This is a genomic window from Ruegeria sp. BG9 (genome assembly GCF_056538305.1).
The window spans coordinates 382907-398784 of sequence record NZ_JBQFSY010000003.1 but is presented as its reverse complement, the minus strand read 5'-3'; the positions used below and the strand labels follow the sequence as shown (position 1 = coordinate 398784).

Here is a 15878-nt window from a genome sequence, read left to right as displayed (position 1 = left end):
AAGGGACAGCGCAAGATGATCTACAGCTCGGCAAGAGATTGGCGTGGGGCTGCACGCAAGAAGGTGCTGTTTTTCGGCATGTCGGGGCTGGGCAAGACCTATGTATCCAACATCCTGCGTGACAGCGGTGGCTGGTTTCACTACTCGGTCGACTACCGGATCGGCACCCGCTACATGGGCGAATACATCGCCGATAACGCCAAGGCTGAGGCGATGAAAGTCCCATTCCTGAGGGACCTTCTGCTGTCGGATTCGATATATATCGGCTCGAACATCTCGTTCGAGAACCTGACCCCTGTCGCATCCTATCTTGGCAAACCCGGTAATCCGGCGCTTGGCGGATTGGAGATGTCCGAGTACCGCCGCCGACAGGAGCAATTCCGACTGGCTGAAATTCACGCCCTTCTGGACACCGAATATTTCGTGGACAGGGCAGAGCGGCTCTATGGTTATCCGCATTTCATCTGCGACACAGGCGGGTCGATTTGCGAGTGGGTCGACCCGAACGACCCAGCAGATCAACTGATGTCCGAGCTGTCAAAACAGGCGCTGATGATCTGGCTGAAGGGTGACGACGACCACACAGCCGAACTGGTCCGACGCTTTGACAAGGCCCCCAAGCCGATGTCCTACCAGGCTGAATTCCTGACCCGCGTCTGGACCGAATATCTAGATCAACACGGCTGCTCCGAGTCTGACGTGGACCCGGACGCGTTCATCCGGTGGACCTACGCTCAGGCGCTTGCCCATCGTCAGCCCCGGTACGAGGCGATGGCGAAGAACTGGGGCGTTACGATAACGGCCAAAGACATCGGAAAAGTGCGCGATGCGGCTGATTTCGATGAGTTGATCGAACGCACCCTTGAGACCGGGCGCGATCGCGCCTAACTACCTCCTCCTAACCTACTCAAAAGTCTGACCCGATGCCGATCAAAATCCCATCCGAACTGCCCGCCTTTGACGTCCTGACCCAGGAAGGCGTCATGGTCATGGCTGCGGATCAGGCAATGCGGCAAGACATTCGCCCCCTGCGGATCGGGCTGCTGAATCTGATGCCCAAGAAGATCCAGACCGAGAACCAGTTCGCGCGTCTGATCGGGGCCACTCCACTGCAGATTGACCTGTCGCTGATCCGCATGACCGAGCATCGGACCAAGAACACCGCCGCCGCGCATATGGCCGAGTTCTATCAGCCGTTCAAGGACGTGAAGGATCAGAAGTTCGATGGCCTGATCATCACCGGTGCGCCGATCGAGCATCTGGAATTCAATGATGTCACCTACTGGGAAGAACTCCGCGAGGTGTTTGAGTGGACCCAGACCAACGTCCATTCCACATTCGGGGTCTGCTGGGGCGGTATGGCGATGATCAACCATTTCCACGGCGTGAAAAAACACATGCTGGACGCCAAGGCCTTTGGCTGTTTCCGGCATCGGAATCTGCTCCCATCCTCTCCGTTTTTGCGCGGGTTTTCGGATGATTGCGTTATTCCTGTCAGCCGCTGGACCGAGATGAAACAGGCCGAGATCGACACCGCGGACGGTCTCGTCACGTTGCTTGGCAGCGATGAAGCAGGTCCTTGCCTTGTCGAGGACCCAGCGCATCGTGCGCTCTATATCTTCAACCATTTCGAATATGACAGCGATACGTTGAAGCAGGAGTATGATCGGGACATCGCCAATGGCACACCGATCAACGTGCCGATGAACTACTATCCGGATGATGATCCGACGCAAGCGCCGCAGAACCGGTGGCGTAGTCATGCGCATCTGCTCTATGGTAACTGGATCAATGAAATATATCAGTCCACACCATTCGATATGAGTGAAATTGGCCGTTAAAATCTGGATACTTCTGACGCTGGGCCTGATCGGCTTTGCAGCGTTTACCCTGTGGCGCGCCGCCCAGAGCGAGGCCCGCGCCGCGCAGGCGTTTCCGCCCGAAGGCCAGATACTCGACGTGGATGGAATTGCCGTGCATGCGGTTGTTATGGGGGATGGCCCTGATGTGGTCTTGATCCATGGCTCCAGCGGCAATACCCGTGACATGACCTTCGCCTTGGCCCCTATTCTGGCCAAAAACTACCGCGTAATCGTGTTTGACCGTCCCGGCCTTGGCTATTCGGACAGTTTCAATCCCGAAGGTGAAACCATTCAAGAACAGGCGGATATTCTGCAGCGTGCAGCCGCCCAACTTGGTGCAGAGAAACCCATCGTCGCGGGACAAAGTCTTGGGGGGTCAGTAGCACTGGCCTGGGCGGTGACCCGCCCCAACAATCTCTCGGCCCTCGTGCTGATCGCCCCCGCCGCCATCCCGTGGGAGACGCCGCTGGACAATTTCAACCGATTGGCAGCGACGGACCTTGGCAGCGCGCTCGCCCTGCCTCTGATCACCTCCTACGTGCCGGAGTCTTATGTCAAGACGGCCCTCGACGAAGTGTTTGCCCCGCAAACTGCGCCCGAAGGCTATGCCGAGCATTTCGGCCCCGCCCTGACGATGCGCCGTGCCTCCATGCACGCCAACGCAAAACAACGGGTTCGGCTGCTGGAAGAGGTTGAGCGCCTGCAGCCCCGATACGGTGAAATCTCTGTGCCCACCGAGATCATTCACGGCACGGCAGACACGACGGTTAAGCTGGATTGGCACTCGACCCGCTTGATCGAACAAATCCCCGGTGCCGAGCTGATCGAGCTGCCGGGCATCGGCCATATGCCTCAGGTCGTTGCCGCCGATGAAGTTGCCGCCGCCATCGACCGCGCCGCACAACGGGCGGGTTTGCGTTAGGCCAGCACCTAATCCATAGTAAGATATGGATTTTATCGCGAGGTAGCTCATGGCCCGGTCAGAAAAAGGTGCAATCGAGAAGTATTACCGCAAGAAAGCGCCCGGCGACGTGCGCAAAATGATCGAAAAGGCAAACAAGGGCGACATCCTGAACCCGAGCTACCCTTACGCCGAAAAAATGAAGACCAAAGACTACGAGCAGCAGATCGAGGCGCTGCAAATCGAACTGGTTAAAATGCAATCCTGGGTCAAAGAAACCGGCCAACGGGTCGCGATCATCTTTGAAGGCAGAGATGCGGCGGGAAAAGGTGGCACCATCAAGCGGTTCCGCGAGAACCTGAACCCACGCGGGGCTCGGAATGTTGCGCTCAGCAAGCCCTCGGATTCCGAGCGCAGCCAATGGTATTTCCAACGCTATATCCAGCACCTGCCCTCGGCCGGTGAGATAGTGTTTTTCGACCGCAGCTGGTACAACCGAGGTGTCGTGGAGAACGTCTTTGGGTTCTGTAACCAGGAGGAGCGCGAACGGTTCTTCCGTCAGGTCTTGCCGCTCGAAACCGGGTTCGTGAACGACGGGATCAGCCTGTTCAAGTTCTGGCTGAACGTCGGCCGGGCTGAACAGCTGAACCGCTTTCTGGCGCGTGAAACGGACCCTCTCAAACAGTGGAAACTCAGCCCGATTGATATCGCCGGTTTGGAAAAATGGGATGAATATACTCAGTCGATCTCTGAAACTCTGACCCGATCACATTCGGAAAACTGCCCATGGACGATCGTGCGTTCAGACGACAAGAAACGCGCGCGCATCGCAGCGATCCGGACGGTGCTGCTGGCTTTGGATTATGATGAGAAGGATGAAAATGCCATCGGCGAGAATGACCCGAAAATCTGTGGTGGGCCGGATGTCTGGGAGTCCTGACGTAAATAAAGGACTGGGCAATAATTGATCGCTTGGGCGTTGGACCCTGGGCTAAAATTGGACTATCTCTTGGCACCCGAACACGTGAAAAACCAATAACCTGAGGCCGGAATGACGAAGCGCGGGTATCACCATGGAAACCTGAAGCAGGCCCTGATCGAGGCCGCGCTGTCGTTGATCGAAGAGAAAGGCCCCACTGGTTTCACCCTGTCCGAGGCCGCCAAGACCGCAGGGGTTACTCCTGCTGCCGTCTACCGGCACTATCACGGGCGTGAGGACCTGATTGCCGAAGCCGCCCGGCAAGGGTTCGAGATGTTCGCCGACCTGATGCAATATGCCTATGACGAGGGCCAGCCATCCGCTCTGGCCGCGTTTGAGGCCACCGGGCGCGCCTATCTGGCCTTTGCCCGCAAGCATCCCGGCCACTACATCGCCATGTTCGAAAGTGGGATTTCCCCGAACCGCACGCCCGAACTGTCTTTGGCGTCAAACCGGGCGAAGACAGTTCTAGAGAAGGCAGCTGCGGACCTGTCGCAACATATCCCACCGGAAAAGCGGCCTCCCGCGTCCATGTTCTCGGCCCATATCTGGGCGATGAGTCACGGTGTGGTCGAACTCTATGCGCGCAACGCAACCGGATCGACCTCGCCCTTTTCGCCCGAGGACCTTCTGGAAAGCGGGATTGGGATTTACCTGCGCGGGCTGGGTCTGGTGCCACAGGACGACTGACACTCAGAACAATCGGCTTCCTTGATTGGCACTGAGGCCCGATGAGACGTTGATCAGGTCCATCTCTCCCATCCCCTTGATCTCGACCCGCCCCAGATCCGAGACCTGAAACTCGTCGATCAACGCGTATTTCATCTCCTCTGGCGCGACGATATTCATCGGGTTTGCAAAGACCTGCAGGCGCGCGGCGATGTTCACGGCTGGGCCAAACACGTCATAGACATATTTCTGAATGCCCACGACCGACCCGACAGCAGGCCCCATACCTAGACCGATCCGGGCCTTCCATTTATGCGGATGGCTTTCGTTTCGACGTTCCAAATACCGCAAGAAGCGCACCGCGCAATGGGCGACAGCCGTGGCATGGTCGGGCGTCGCATCCGGCATGCCAGAGACGGCCAGATAGGCGTCCCCTATCGTTTTGATCCGCTCGCAACCGTATTGCTCGACGATCCGGTCGAAGGCCGTGAAGATATCATTCAACTCGCTCAACGTGACCGTCGGGTCGGTTTTGGCAGCAAAATCCGTGAACCCGACGAAATCCAACATCACCACCGAGACTTGATCGAACAACTGAGGGGTCACGACGCCAAAAGTCTTGAACTCTTCATACACCGCGCGGGGCATCACGTTCAGCAAGAGGCGTTCAACCCTCTCCTTCTCGCGCTCTAGTTCACGCGTGTTGCGCTCGACCATGGTAGAGTAGCTGTCGATCATGCTCTCAAGCTCGCGAATGCGCGTGATGTTCTGGCATTCCACGATCAGCACCTGTTCCGACAACCCACTGGCCAGTGAGACAGTGACTGCAAAGATCAGAGTCCGGCGCTTGGGTTTGATCTGAAGCTCGACCGAATACCGGAGGCCGGATTGCTTGACGTCTTCCAGCTCTCTCGCATCGAGGTCCGGCAGAATATCTAACAGAGACTGCTTTTTCTCGGGCTTGCCAAACCATTCGGCGAAGGGGCTGTTATGAAAGACGAATTTCAGATCCGACGCCCGCACAACGGCAACACCAACGCCGATGGCACGCAGCAGCTGTTCGTTGATGGCAAGGATGCTCATGCCGCGTCACGGCTGACGATGATCGAGCGTTTGCCTTCAATCGCGCCAAGGGCCGTTTTGATATCGCGCTCGGACATGCCATGCATCTCAAGCGCTTCGCCGAATAGCTCCGCCATGACATCAAAATGGTCATGAGAAATGCCAAGGTGGCGATGCACAGCCTCGATCCTATCGTCGCTGAACGCAGCAGGACCACCGACCAGGGAAGAGACGAACTTGGTCTGATGGTCAATCAGGCGCGGCATGTCGATATCTTCGAAGAAATGCCCGATTTCGTCGGACTCAAGCGCTATTTCGTAGAAACTCATCACCACACGGCTGATGGTTTTGAAGCCGCCGTATTTCTCGTAAAGCGTTTGTGACACCCCAACACCCAGTCAATAACTAGAAATAACGTCACAAGCTTATATCAAATTGGTATTTTTGTTAATGCTTTTGAAAACTTGAAGTCTGAGGCGTCGGTTTGCCTCTGCGCCGGTTAGACAGGCCTCAGACCCGAAGGTCTGTATCAACCGGAATGAACCCAACAAACCCACCTTGATCGAGTAGCTTTTTCTGCCCTCCAAACCGCCAGCCAAGCTTGCGTTTTGCCGCCAACAGCTCGCGACGAGCCCGGAACCAGAACGGGCCCTTGTCCAAGCCGGTATTGGTGGATTGATCACCTTCCCGCTCGCTGGTCTTGACCTGTTCAAGATCCTGCTGTTGCTTCGACCAGATCATCTGCACACCGACGGCCGGGAACACCTGATACATCCGCCAATCTGGCCGGGGGATCGATACAAAATCATCCAGATGGTCGGAATACTGCTGAGACCAGGCCAGCAGTTTGCGACACCCCTCCTGCGATAAGATATAGGCGGCAGCACTTGGGGCCATTTCCAGCAGAGGACGAACTGTGGCGCCGCCTATCTCCGTCTCGGCCCCAAAGCGCAGGCTGCGCGGCGAGTAGTCCATCTTTGCGAAATCGAACCTGTCCGCGTTCTCGATAAGGCTGTCGATCACCTGCCCAAGTCGGGACGCCATCTCGACATCATCCTCGAAAATCGCAGCGGCCTTTAGGTTTTGATCAACCACTTGCTTCCAGACCGCGCGATGGCTTTCAAAGCAGGCGATCTCGCTTTGCTTCAAACCCCAGCGAGAGCCGACACCAGGCACATACCCATTCCCCTCCAGAGCATCCGCCTGACGTGCATCAACTGCGCTGAAACGGATCGGGTCGCTCACGCCAGCTCTTGCGAACTGCGCCTCCATGAACGCGCGGCGTTCGGGAACGCGGTCAAGGTTTATGTAGAATACGGCCGTACTAAGCTGCTCATCCGCTTGCATCACGCGCTGTCCTTTCGCTGCCCTTTATTTGCCATGCGACCGGTCATAAGCTGAGACACTAGGCTGAACATGCGACTGCCGCACGGTCTCACCCGGATCAAAGACCTCGATCAGCAACGGATAACATGCGGCAGTGTCCGAGGAATGCTCAGAGGAACAGTCCCCACCCGGACAGGCTGAGAGGCCGACAATCAGGTCGATCTCGGCGTGGAATTCAAGGTAGTCACCCGGGCACACCGGGCTGGCCTTCATGAAATACTGGCCGGTATCACGCGTGAACCCGGTACACATGAAGACGTTCAGAACGTCATGCACATGGGTCTCCGCCTCGTGCAGAGACAGATCGCAATGCTGCGCTAAGGCCCGGGTCAGGTTCGAATGACAGCAATAGTGGTAGTCATCCCCGGACAGCAACCGGCCGGTATATGGGTCGCAGCGGGTACCGATCACGTCATGAACGGAGCCCCCAAAGGCGTCAAAGCCGTACCAGTCCAACGTATCGGCGGTGATCGTCGCCATCGGCCGCATATTTGGGAAGGTCGACCACATGCGGTCTCCGGTCGAAAGATGCGTACCGTGCAGGGCGCGGGTTTTACCGGAGTAGAACCGTTCGGTCAGATCGTGTTTGTTCCACAGGTTCAGATCGCCTACCTGCGCGCCTTCTACGGATGTGATGCGGAAAAAAGCACCGGCTGGCACGTCAATACAAGAGGCGTCTCGCGGCGCGGCGGTGACCTCGGCAGTTTTCACGGACGCACCTCGCAAGCGATTCAGCCCGTCCAGGTCGGGGCTGGGCAGAGTCTCTGGCGGATAGCAGATTACTGGGCGGATGGCCTTGCGGTCCTCAGCATCAGTTGGGGCCGGGAAATTTGGGGTTGAGAGTTTCACTTAGCACCTCCGCCAATTTGGGCTGCCTTGCACCTAACATCGCCAGACATAAAGCAAATACAAGACGGCGGCCAATGCTCAAATCGGTCCATTCTGAAGTAGCTAGCCCACCATGCGCGCACGCCGCCGCGCCATGGATTTGCGAAACGCCCAATCGCTGAACAGTGTCAGAGGCAACAGGACCCTCTCACCCAACCCGTCAATGACAACTAGTCTGCCACCACGCTCCTGCGCGCGCACGATGTTTCCGATCCCCATGTCACCGACGATGATGCGTCCTCGCTCCAGATCGTCTAGCAACTCCATCAAGTCGGCCCGCAGCTTCTCAGCTACTTCCGGGTCACCATTTGCAGCCATCATCTCGGCATGTAGGGACGGGGCGAGATCCCCATCCGGGCCGGTCATCTTTTCCACCACGATTGCAGGCCCCCGAGAGGTTGGCGCATAGCCCATGAACTTCGCCAGACGCTCGATCTCGGGGCAGCCACGGTGCAGCGCGGCAAGGTATTCGTTTGCCTCGCGGTTCCACTGCCGCAAATTGCCGTAACGCCATTCCGCATAGCGCGGGATGAGGTGGTTTCGCTTCGGCTCATCCACGCGGACTTTCAACAGTGCGCCATCCATTTCGGGATGCTGGAAAATCTCATAATTCTGGCTTGTACGCAGAGGCACCTGCCCGGTCACGTCAATCATGTTCGTCCGTCTGTCCTGTGCAGAAAATTCGCGTCGAACGGCACTATATGGCTGTCATGGAACTGATACAATGCAACCAGATCTCGCCACACAAAAAGCTCGTATCTAGGTGCGACATAAACTGATCAGGGGGATTGTGGCGGAGAGACAGGCAGCCATTCTATGATCCGGGGTGATCCACTGAATTCTTATAAGTTAAACTTAAAAAACAATAATTTTCGTACTTAGCATCCAAAGTGGTCTTGCGCGTTCCAATTAAATCCAGCATCAAATGGGGGATAAAATGATGGACTAAAGCACGAAATGAGCAGAGAAATGACTGCGGGCAAACCCCTAACGGCAACCTTTGTCAAAACATCACCAAGCCTGGAAAATACTTCGACAACAGCCGCTATGGCTTGTTTCTAAGAATAGACAAAGTGGGTCGCAAGTATTGGGTGCAGCGGATCGTGATCTCTGGCAAGCGGCGCGAGATTGGCCTTGGCAACTTCCCCCTCGTCACACTGTCAATGGCACGGGAACAAGCGGTCGAGAATAAACGCAGGGCGTATATGGGCGGTGATCCTCTGGCAGACAAACGCAAAGCCAAGTTGGACACGGACTTTGCCAGCGTTGTCGAAAAGTACCTTGAGGCCAAGCTCGCGGAGTTCCGAAGCGATAAGCACAAGAAGCAATGGCGCTCCACACTGGACACCTATGCGATACCAGTGATTGGACACCGGGCCATGGAAACCATCGACGTTACGGATATCGTTTCGGTTCTCAAACCGATATGGGAAGAGAAGACCGAAACCGCCAGCCGCTTGCGCGGACGCATTGAAAAGGTCTTGTCCTGGGCGACGGTGAACGAATTGCGCTTTGGCGACAACCCGGCGCGGTGGAAAGGCAACTTGTCTGAAGTCCTGCCCAAGCCAAGCAAGGTCACGACCGTGAAACACCACCCTGCGCTAGCGCAGAATGACACTGGACGTTGGTGGGCTGACCTTTCAAGCCGGGACGGTATGTCGATCAAGGCGCTGCAATTTGCGGCCCTCACCGCGTCCCGTTCAGGCGAGATACGCGGAATGACCTGGGACGAGGTGGATTTTGAGGCGTGTCACTGGACCATACCAGCTGCGCGTATGAAAGCGCGACGACAACATCGCGTGCCGCTTACTCACACCATGATTGCTTTGCTGCAAGAGCTTCCCCGGCTTGAGGGCTCGCCATATGTGTTTTTTGGAGCCAAGGGCGGCGTGCTTTCAGATATGGCGTTGTCTTCCGTCATGCGGAAAATGCACAAGGCTGACCTCGCGAAAGACGGACCTGGCTACTTTGATGCCAAAAGTGGATCACCTGCCGTACCGCATGGGCTACGCTCCACCTTCCGCGATTGGGCGGCAGAAGAGGGTTATGATCACCACATGGCGGAACTGGCACTTGCGCATAATGTAGACAGTATGGTTGTGCGCGCATACCGCAGAACGGATGCCCTGGAGCGCCGCCGCAAGATGATGGTTGCTTGGGAAAAATTCTTGAAAAAAGAATAGAGGAAAAACAATCTCTTAGGATTTACGTCCAAAAAAAGCGCAATTCTTATGAATTCCCGTACATAATCCCCCAAATCGACCCGCAGCCTGTTGTAATATATAGGTTTTAGCCTGCCATCGGGAGCCCGTTGGCAGGTGTTTTTTCCTGTGCTTATTCGGACTTACGCGGCGCTTACTGGCAGTTAGCGCTTCGTGTCGGCCCCGATGCGCCAACATCGGAACCGACGGAAAGTTAGGAATTAGAGCAATCCCTGCCTTTCTCGATACTGCCGACAACGGTTCGCGTCAAAAGAAATGGCGCGGCGCTCGAAGGGGCATATTGAAATGCACGACAAAATCTATCGCAGGCCAGACGTAGAATCTCTGGTGGGTCTTTCCCGGTCTACCATCTACGCCATGATCGCAGACGGGACGTTCCCCAAACCGATCAAGCTTGGAAAACGCGCCGTCGGCTGGCGGCAGTCGGATGTTCTGACCTGGCTGGAAAGCCGGGCAAGCGAGGCGGTGTAAGCAATGATTGATACACTGCAAGAAACGACTATCGAGCAAAAAACCAATCACCGGGAAACCTCAGACGTCTATCGTGGCGAGTTGTTCCGTCGTGGTCGCTATCGTGTGGCCGCCTGCCGGGACGGGCTACAATGGCTGTTTCAACGCCAAAGGTTCGAGTTTACGGCTGGTGGGGCGGCCTGGGACACATTGGGCTACTGCACAACCCGAAAAGCTCTTATTCGGCTCCACCAGGCGTACAAGGCGCCTCAGCATGAAAGACTGCAGGACCTTCCCAAACGCTTCAAGCGGGAGGTGGTGTAATGCAAGACGCAGAAACCATCACGCGCGCCTTGGGTGGACGCTGGTCCGGGCGCTCGGGTATTGCCCGCTGTCCCGCACATGACGACCGCTCACCCAGCTTGAGCATTGCAAACGGACATTCAGGTCAGCTTCTGCTGACCTGTCATGCCGGGTGCACCTTTGTTCATGTTCTGGACGCGCTCGAGGGTCTGGGTCTGGTTGACGGTAAAGAGACGGCATTGCAACCCAGCCCGGAGACTTTACTCAAACGGCAGGAAGAAGAGCGCCGTCACTCTCAGCGGCGCGCAGAGATCGCTCAATCCGTTTGGAAAGAGGCTCAACCAGTTTGTAGCACATTAGGCGAAACCTACCTGCGCAATCGTGGGATTACATGCCCACTACCTGCCAGCCTACGTTACTTGGATACTTGCTGGCACCCGGAAGCGAAACGGATACCCGCTCTTATAGGATATGTAGGCGGAACCGACACATTTGCCGTGCATCGGACGTACCTACGTATAGACGGTAGCGGCAAAACGGACCTCTCGCCCAGCAAGGCCATGCTGGGAGCAACCAAACGCGGCGCGGTTCAACTCTCAGAGGCGTCAGGGCGGCTTGTAGTTACAGAAGGCATTGAAACCGGACTGTCGTTGCTGTCCGGTCTGTTGGATGGCCCTGCAACAGTGTGGGCCGCGTTGAGCGCCAGCGGAATGAAGTCCTTGCGCCTGCCGGATCAGCCTGGAGACCTGGTGATTGCGCCCGATGGCGACGCCGTTGGCCGGGAAGCCGCGCAAGAGCTGGCACATCGCGCTTATGCCTTGGGCTGGCGCGTCTCATTGCTGCCCGCGCCGGACGGCTATGACTGGAATGACGTACTGACGGGAAAGGCAAAAGCGCAATGACGATTCATCCCAAAGAAGAGAGCTTTGCACCGGATTGGCCGGAACCGGCATCCCGGTTCCTGCGGGATGAACGCGCTGCAGCGCCCAAGCTGCCATTACAAGAAGTCTTTGGACCGAATTGGGCGCAATGGATAACGGTTGCGGCTGAGGCAAAGTCGTCACCACCGGATTACATCGTGGCCGCTCTGTTGGCAGTGGCAGGATCGTTAATTGGAAACACCCGCTGGGTCTCGCCCTGGGCAGGCTGGTCGGAGCCACCAATCCTATGGACGATGGCAATTGGCCTGCCGTCCAGCGGCAAGTCTCCCGGTTTGGATGCGGTGCTGACGCCGCTGCGTAAGGCAGAGCGGGAGCTCCGCAAGAGTGCCGAGGGCGAACTCGCTCAATGGCGTGAGGCGGCAGAGATTGCCAAGATTGCGGAAAGCACTTGGAAGGAAGCGACCAAGGCCGCGATCAAAGACGGGTCTACGCCACCGGAGCGTCCCGACGCGGCCAATCCTGGTCAGGAGCCGTTTTTGCCGCGTTTGTGCGTTGCTGACGGCACCGTCGAGCGGTTGGCCGTGATCCTGGAAAAGCAGGCGCGAGGCACTTTGGCTGCGCGGGATGAGTTGGCCGGGTGGCTGCAAGGCATGACGCGCTACTCCGGTGGTGGCTCTGACCGACCTTTCTGGCTCGAAGCCTACGGCGGTCGCGCCTATACGGTCGAACGTATGGGCCGTGATCCCGTATACATAGACCGACTTTCCATTGGCGTTGTGGGTGGTATCCAGCCTGACAAGTTGAACGGGTTGCTGATCAACTCCGATGATGATGGCCTTTTGGCAAGGTTTATGCCGATCTGGCCCGAACCGGTTCCGATTAATCGCCCGCAATCAATTCCTGACGATGCTTTTATTGAACGGGCGCTCACCAGGCTGTTGTCCCTACATATGGTAACAGACGAACTCGATGTGACACGGCCCTGGCTCATATCCTTTACGGAAGAGGCCCGCGACCGGCTCGACGCTATACGTAGTCATGTAAGGGATTTGGAGGCCAAAGCAGACGGGTTGTTGCTCTCATATTTAGGTAAGATCCCCGGCATGATCATTCGGCTTGCTCTAGTGCTGTCTTACCTGGACTGGGCAGCAGGGATCGAAGACGAAGCGCATCAGATCACGGCAGCGGACTTTGAGCGGGCAGCGTTGTTTGTCACATCATACGCTTTGCCAATGGCGCAGCGCGCCTACGCTAGCGCGTCGCTGTCAAAGACTGAACGGGCGGCACGGCGTTAGGTAGCCGTGATCCGGGAGCAAGGTTGGGAGCGCTTCACATCCCGCGAGGTCTTGCGCTTGGACCGATCTGGGCTGGCAACTGCTAGTGATCTAAATCCGACCCTCAAGGCATTGGAAGAAGGCGATATTATCCGGTTGGTCGAGCAACCATCAGGTGCAACCGGCGGGCGGCGCTCTCGTCTCTACATGGTCAATCCGGCGGTCCATCAAGATCCACCGTGACCGATCCAATGACAAAACCGACAAAACTGACAGAACTCCCACTTGGACGGGTTTTGTCGGTTGTGTCGGTTTTGTCAGGCCTTGTTCTTACAGGTGGGCGGGAAGCGGACTTTCGCTGCGTCCGCGATGGTTCCTTTGTGGAAGTGAAAAGCGGACGTTCAAAACGTCGACGCAACGCGCACTCCTTCTGCCCGGAATTCCGGGCGTGGTTTCGATGCCATGATGTCTCTCCTTTGCGGCAAAATACCAAGTCAAAGGAGCGGAACAATTCCGCGACAGGTCCACTAAGGGGTCAAAATTGCACGCCTGTTCACACATAGCTGGGCTTCTGCAGGATTGGTTGAAGAAGGTCGGCATCCAGCCGATACAAATCTACCCCGGGAGCCCTTGGGAGAACGGATACAACGAGAGATTCAACGGAACGCTAAGACGAGAAGTCCTGAATGCCGAGTGGTTCCACAGCACCAGGCAGGCTCAGGTCGCCATCAATGTGTGGCTCAGGCAATACAACCGGGTCAGACCTCATCACGCATTATACATGCGCCCACCAGTACCTGAAACCTTCTTAGAGAAAACCAAAATCACTGGTACTGAAACTGGGGGCTGGACAGTCGGGGTCAATCAATGCGGCCGCGGCGTGACCAATAGGCCAAATTATGATATCGGTTTGTATGGGAACTTTGTACAATGCGGATAATAAAGGCGACATTACAATGAGAATTCTGATTTCGTGTATGCTTTTTGTGGTCTCTACGTTTTCGGTGGCAAATGCGGAAGACTTGATGGCTCGGCTAACCTTGGATGTTGGGAATGAATCACAGCAAGAACTCCCACAGTCGAAGGGCGACATACAACTTGCCTATGAGTCGTCGCCATATACGTCTTCTGCAACCGAAGGGATCAAAAGTGACTCAGGCTGCAAGTGCACCGTTGGGAAGGTTGTGGACGCAGGAAATTGCCTGTGTTGCTTGTCCGATTTGAGCTACAATCCAGCTGTGGGCTGTTACAGCTGTTTCGAAGGCGGTTCCTTGGTATTCAAAAATGGTCGATACATCTGTTCTGACGAATGAGCTAACTTCGAGCAACTCGACTACTCGATCAGGCTGGGGTCTGTTTCGCTACAACGCCACAGGCTCTCAAAGCCGTTGAATTTGTGGCTTACGTTTTCGGCCCCTAAGTTGATCATGCCGCTAACGAAATTACTTGCGGACAAAGTTGAACTCGACCTTATTTTGGATGCATCACAATAGAGGGTAACTGACGACTTCTGCCAGATGCTACTACACTCTCTGGGCATCGCATTTTCGAGGGCGGGGAGTCTAGGAAGTAACGGCTGATATTGAATCCAAGCCTCAAATTTGACCACTGATCTTGACTTACCTTCCACTACCTCGTCCTCAACGTTCAAATCATCGGGAAATTCTACATACTCGCTTCCATCGATGACTGGGCCAAATTCTATGCTTATGTCTTCAAGGCTCACTGTAGAAATGTTGTCTCCATCACATTCTCCTTCAATTTTGAAGCTTGCCCGGGACATGAAATCCCCAGCTTCGACGGTATCTGGAGATTGTGAGAATTCGCTATCGATTGATTGGGCAAATGCCAACAGAAGGAACCTATTGGTGTTACCAACAAATCCCAAACGCTTATCGCTTTCAATTGAAACTGATAGAGAGCCAAGCGTAGAATCTGACAGAATTTGCTCGATGAACGTTGCTTGATGTAGGGTAGACTCAAAATCTGTTAGATGAGCCACACGATCTCGGCGAGCATTGAATATGAATTCATTATCCGGCCTGTACTGATAGACGTGCTTGTCCAAGGTGGGAACCCAAGTTTCGAACCCATGCGGCACCATCACAATCCTTGGATGCTCAACTTCAATGCCCAGCACTTCGGTTACAATTCGCACGTCATCGAGAAGCTGAAAGCCTTGGAGTTGCCGACTCGTTTCTACATACGTGGCCACGATAGCCCCGTTTGACTCCTGTTCCCATTTTCCGTCCCGCCTTTGCACAAAAAAGTCTTCTTCGTTTTCTGTAGAACGCAGTACGACTTCTTCGTAGTTTTCAAAGGTAAGCCGAACCTGCCGAGGATCGTGGTTGGTGTTCCCAGAGCCAAATATCCCATCAAATATCCCATTTGGTTTACTTAGGTTCCAACCGACTGAAAGTTCACACTCTCTTGAATGCAAGCTGACCGCTAGGATACCACCCTGAGGCGGTGAGATTGAACCGATCCAATCTTTCACACTTGAATTGAGCTGAGCGTTGCCTTCCTCATCGAGGCTCGGCTTTAGGCGAAGAGTGAATGATCTGGTGATGGGCTCAGTTATGTCGAACCTTAGAACCCCATTCGCCTCGGAAACGTCGGCTTTGTAGACCCCATTGGGAACAGACGACACCGAACCGTTCCGAAACTCGAGGCCGTTGGCCCGAAAAACTCCATTAACTGCCAACTCAATTTTTGGGCAGGCAGAATCCGGGGCGCTTCTCAAGATGGTCACATCTGGAAGTTCCTCTGCGTGCAACGCTTGTGCCAGTTGGCATGTAAAAAGTACCGCTAGGAGTTTGGTAGTGCGCCGAAGAAGAGACATAATTTTTCCCCATGTCGCAAAGCATGGATATTGAATGACGGAATTGGCCGAATGTTGTTCATCGCAGATACTATAGCTCCATTACATACAGATCGCGAACTTCTTCAGTGCCCGTGGCTTTGTTGCACAAATCGGGTGATGGGCGGAGTTCCCTTTTCC

17 protein-coding genes are annotated in these 15878 nt (G+C 55.5%); 11 read left to right on the top strand and 6 right to left on the bottom strand.

The window, feature by feature from the left end; genetic code table 11:
* Nucleotides 1-15: 15 nt before the first annotated feature.
* The 5 genes from ACR0I8_RS07790 (at nt 16) to ACR0I8_RS07770 (ending at nt 4432) form a co-directional block, all read left to right on the top strand.
* Complete coding sequence (locus tag ACR0I8_RS07790) at nt 16-888, top strand: ATPase (RefSeq protein ID WP_170690082.1); 873 nt, start codon at nt 16-18, stop codon at nt 886-888.
* A 35-nt stretch (nt 889-923) separates the two neighbouring features.
* Nucleotides 924-1841: a homoserine O-acetyltransferase MetA gene (gene metA, locus ACR0I8_RS07785; protein ID WP_170665253.1), complete on the top strand. Its 918-nt coding sequence runs from the start codon at nt 924-926 to the stop codon at nt 1839-1841.
* Nucleotides 1831-2784: an alpha/beta fold hydrolase gene (locus ACR0I8_RS07780; protein ID WP_480702972.1), complete on the top strand. Its 954-nt coding sequence runs from the start codon at nt 1831-1833 to the stop codon at nt 2782-2784. The genes metA and ACR0I8_RS07780 overlap by 11 nt, the downstream gene beginning before the upstream one ends.
* A 49-nt stretch (nt 2785-2833) precedes the next feature.
* The gene (gene ppk2, locus ACR0I8_RS07775; RefSeq protein WP_170690078.1) at nt 2834-3703 is read left to right on the top strand and encodes a polyphosphate kinase 2; all 870 of its coding nucleotides are present in this window, start codon (nt 2834-2836) and stop codon (nt 3701-3703) included.
* A gap of 111 nt (nt 3704-3814) precedes the next feature.
* A complete protein-coding gene (locus ACR0I8_RS07770; RefSeq protein WP_170376782.1) occupies nt 3815-4432 on the top strand; it encodes a TetR/AcrR family transcriptional regulator in 618 nt (205 codons plus the stop codon).
* A 3-nt stretch (nt 4433-4435) separates the two neighbouring features.
* Here ACR0I8_RS07770 and ACR0I8_RS07765 read toward each other — a convergent pair whose 3' ends face one another.
* The 5 genes from ACR0I8_RS07765 to ACR0I8_RS07745 form a co-directional block, all read right to left on the bottom strand.
* Entirely contained in the window at nt 4436-5494 is a 1059-nt protein-coding gene (locus tag ACR0I8_RS07765; RefSeq protein WP_170690076.1) for an adenylate/guanylate cyclase domain-containing protein, read from the bottom strand.
* Nucleotides 5491-5859, bottom strand: coding sequence for a group I truncated hemoglobin (locus ACR0I8_RS07760; RefSeq protein WP_170376778.1), 369 nt, complete (start codon nt 5857-5859; stop codon nt 5491-5493). Before ACR0I8_RS07760 ends, ACR0I8_RS07765 begins: the two co-directional genes overlap by 4 nt.
* A gap of 124 nt (nt 5860-5983) precedes the next feature.
* On the bottom strand, nt 5984-6820 hold the full coding sequence (locus tag ACR0I8_RS07755) for a glycosyltransferase family 25 protein (RefSeq protein ID WP_170690074.1): 837 nt from the start codon (nt 6818-6820) through the stop codon (nt 5984-5986).
* Between the two features lie 24 nt (nt 6821-6844).
* Nucleotides 6845-7708 (bottom strand): DUF1989 domain-containing protein, encoded by an 864-nt coding sequence (locus ACR0I8_RS07750; protein ID WP_170690072.1) that lies wholly within the window; start codon nt 7706-7708, stop codon nt 6845-6847.
* Between the two features lie 102 nt (nt 7709-7810).
* On the bottom strand, nt 7811-8401 hold the full coding sequence (locus tag ACR0I8_RS07745; RefSeq protein WP_170690070.1) for a YrbL family protein: 591 nt from the start codon (nt 8399-8401) through the stop codon (nt 7811-7813).
* 419 nt (nt 8402-8820) lie between these two features.
* On the opposite strand from ACR0I8_RS07745, the gene ACR0I8_RS07740 reads away from it, so the two are divergent.
* From ACR0I8_RS07740 to ACR0I8_RS07715, 6 genes are all read left to right on the top strand, one after another.
* Nucleotides 8821-9930 carry a tyrosine-type recombinase/integrase gene (locus ACR0I8_RS07740; RefSeq protein ID WP_480702968.1) on the top strand — a complete coding sequence of 370 codons (1110 nt, stop codon included), beginning with the start codon at nt 8821-8823 and terminating at the stop codon, nt 9928-9930.
* A gap of 324 nt (nt 9931-10254) precedes the next feature.
* Nucleotides 10255-10440: a helix-turn-helix transcriptional regulator gene (locus ACR0I8_RS07735; protein WP_170690068.1), complete on the top strand. Its 186-nt coding sequence runs from the start codon at nt 10255-10257 to the stop codon at nt 10438-10440.
* Between the two features lie 3 nt (nt 10441-10443).
* Nucleotides 10444-10743: a hypothetical protein gene (locus tag ACR0I8_RS07730; RefSeq protein ID WP_170690066.1), complete on the top strand. Its 300-nt coding sequence runs from the start codon at nt 10444-10446 to the stop codon at nt 10741-10743.
* Nucleotides 10743-11624 carry a toprim domain-containing protein gene (locus ACR0I8_RS07725; RefSeq protein WP_170690065.1) on the top strand — a complete coding sequence of 294 codons (882 nt, stop codon included), beginning with the start codon at nt 10743-10745 and terminating at the stop codon, nt 11622-11624. The genes ACR0I8_RS07730 and ACR0I8_RS07725 overlap by 1 nt, the downstream gene beginning before the upstream one ends.
* Nucleotides 11621-12898, top strand: coding sequence for a YfjI family protein (locus ACR0I8_RS07720; RefSeq protein WP_170690063.1), 1278 nt, complete (start codon nt 11621-11623; stop codon nt 12896-12898). Before ACR0I8_RS07725 ends, ACR0I8_RS07720 begins: the two co-directional genes overlap by 4 nt.
* Before the next feature lie 520 nt (nt 12899-13418).
* Nucleotides 13419-13817 (top strand): integrase core domain-containing protein, encoded by a 399-nt coding sequence (locus ACR0I8_RS07715; protein WP_480702965.1) that lies wholly within the window; start codon nt 13419-13421, stop codon nt 13815-13817.
* Nucleotides 13818-14210: 393 nt separating this feature from the next.
* Here ACR0I8_RS07715 and ACR0I8_RS07710 read toward each other — a convergent pair whose 3' ends face one another.
* Complete coding sequence (locus ACR0I8_RS07710; protein ID WP_170690059.1) at nt 14211-15719, bottom strand: hypothetical protein; 1509 nt, start codon at nt 15717-15719, stop codon at nt 14211-14213.
* Between the last annotated feature and the right edge of the window lie 159 nt (nt 15720-15878).

Coding starts and splice junctions, on each gene's coding strand:
- ACR0I8_RS07790 (WP_170690082.1), top strand. CDS start 16: ATGATCTACAGCTCGGCAAGAGATTGGCGTGGGGCTGCACGCAAGAAG.
- metA (WP_170665253.1), top strand. CDS start 924: ATGCCGATCAAAATCCCATCCGAACTGCCCGCCTTTGACGTCCTGACC.
- ppk2 (WP_170690078.1), top strand. CDS start 2,834: ATGGCCCGGTCAGAAAAAGGTGCAATCGAGAAGTATTACCGCAAGAAA.
- ACR0I8_RS07770 (WP_170376782.1), top strand. CDS start 3,815: ATGACGAAGCGCGGGTATCACCATGGAAACCTGAAGCAGGCCCTGATC.
- ACR0I8_RS07765 (WP_170690076.1), bottom strand. CDS start 5,494: ATGAGCATCCTTGCCATCAACGAACAGCTGCTGCGTGCCATCGGCGTT.
- ACR0I8_RS07755 (WP_170690074.1), bottom strand. CDS start 6,820: ATGCAAGCGGATGAGCAGCTTAGTACGGCCGTATTCTACATAAACCTT.
- ACR0I8_RS07745 (WP_170690070.1), bottom strand. CDS start 8,401: ATGATTGACGTGACCGGGCAGGTGCCTCTGCGTACAAGCCAGAATTAT.
- ACR0I8_RS07735 (WP_170690068.1), top strand. CDS start 10,255: ATGCACGACAAAATCTATCGCAGGCCAGACGTAGAATCTCTGGTGGGT.
- ACR0I8_RS07730 (WP_170690066.1), top strand. CDS start 10,444: ATGATTGATACACTGCAAGAAACGACTATCGAGCAAAAAACCAATCAC.
- ACR0I8_RS07725 (WP_170690065.1), top strand. CDS start 10,743: ATGCAAGACGCAGAAACCATCACGCGCGCCTTGGGTGGACGCTGGTCC.
- ACR0I8_RS07720 (WP_170690063.1), top strand. CDS start 11,621: ATGACGATTCATCCCAAAGAAGAGAGCTTTGCACCGGATTGGCCGGAA.
- ACR0I8_RS07710 (WP_170690059.1), bottom strand. CDS start 15,719: ATGTCTCTTCTTCGGCGCACTACCAAACTCCTAGCGGTACTTTTTACA.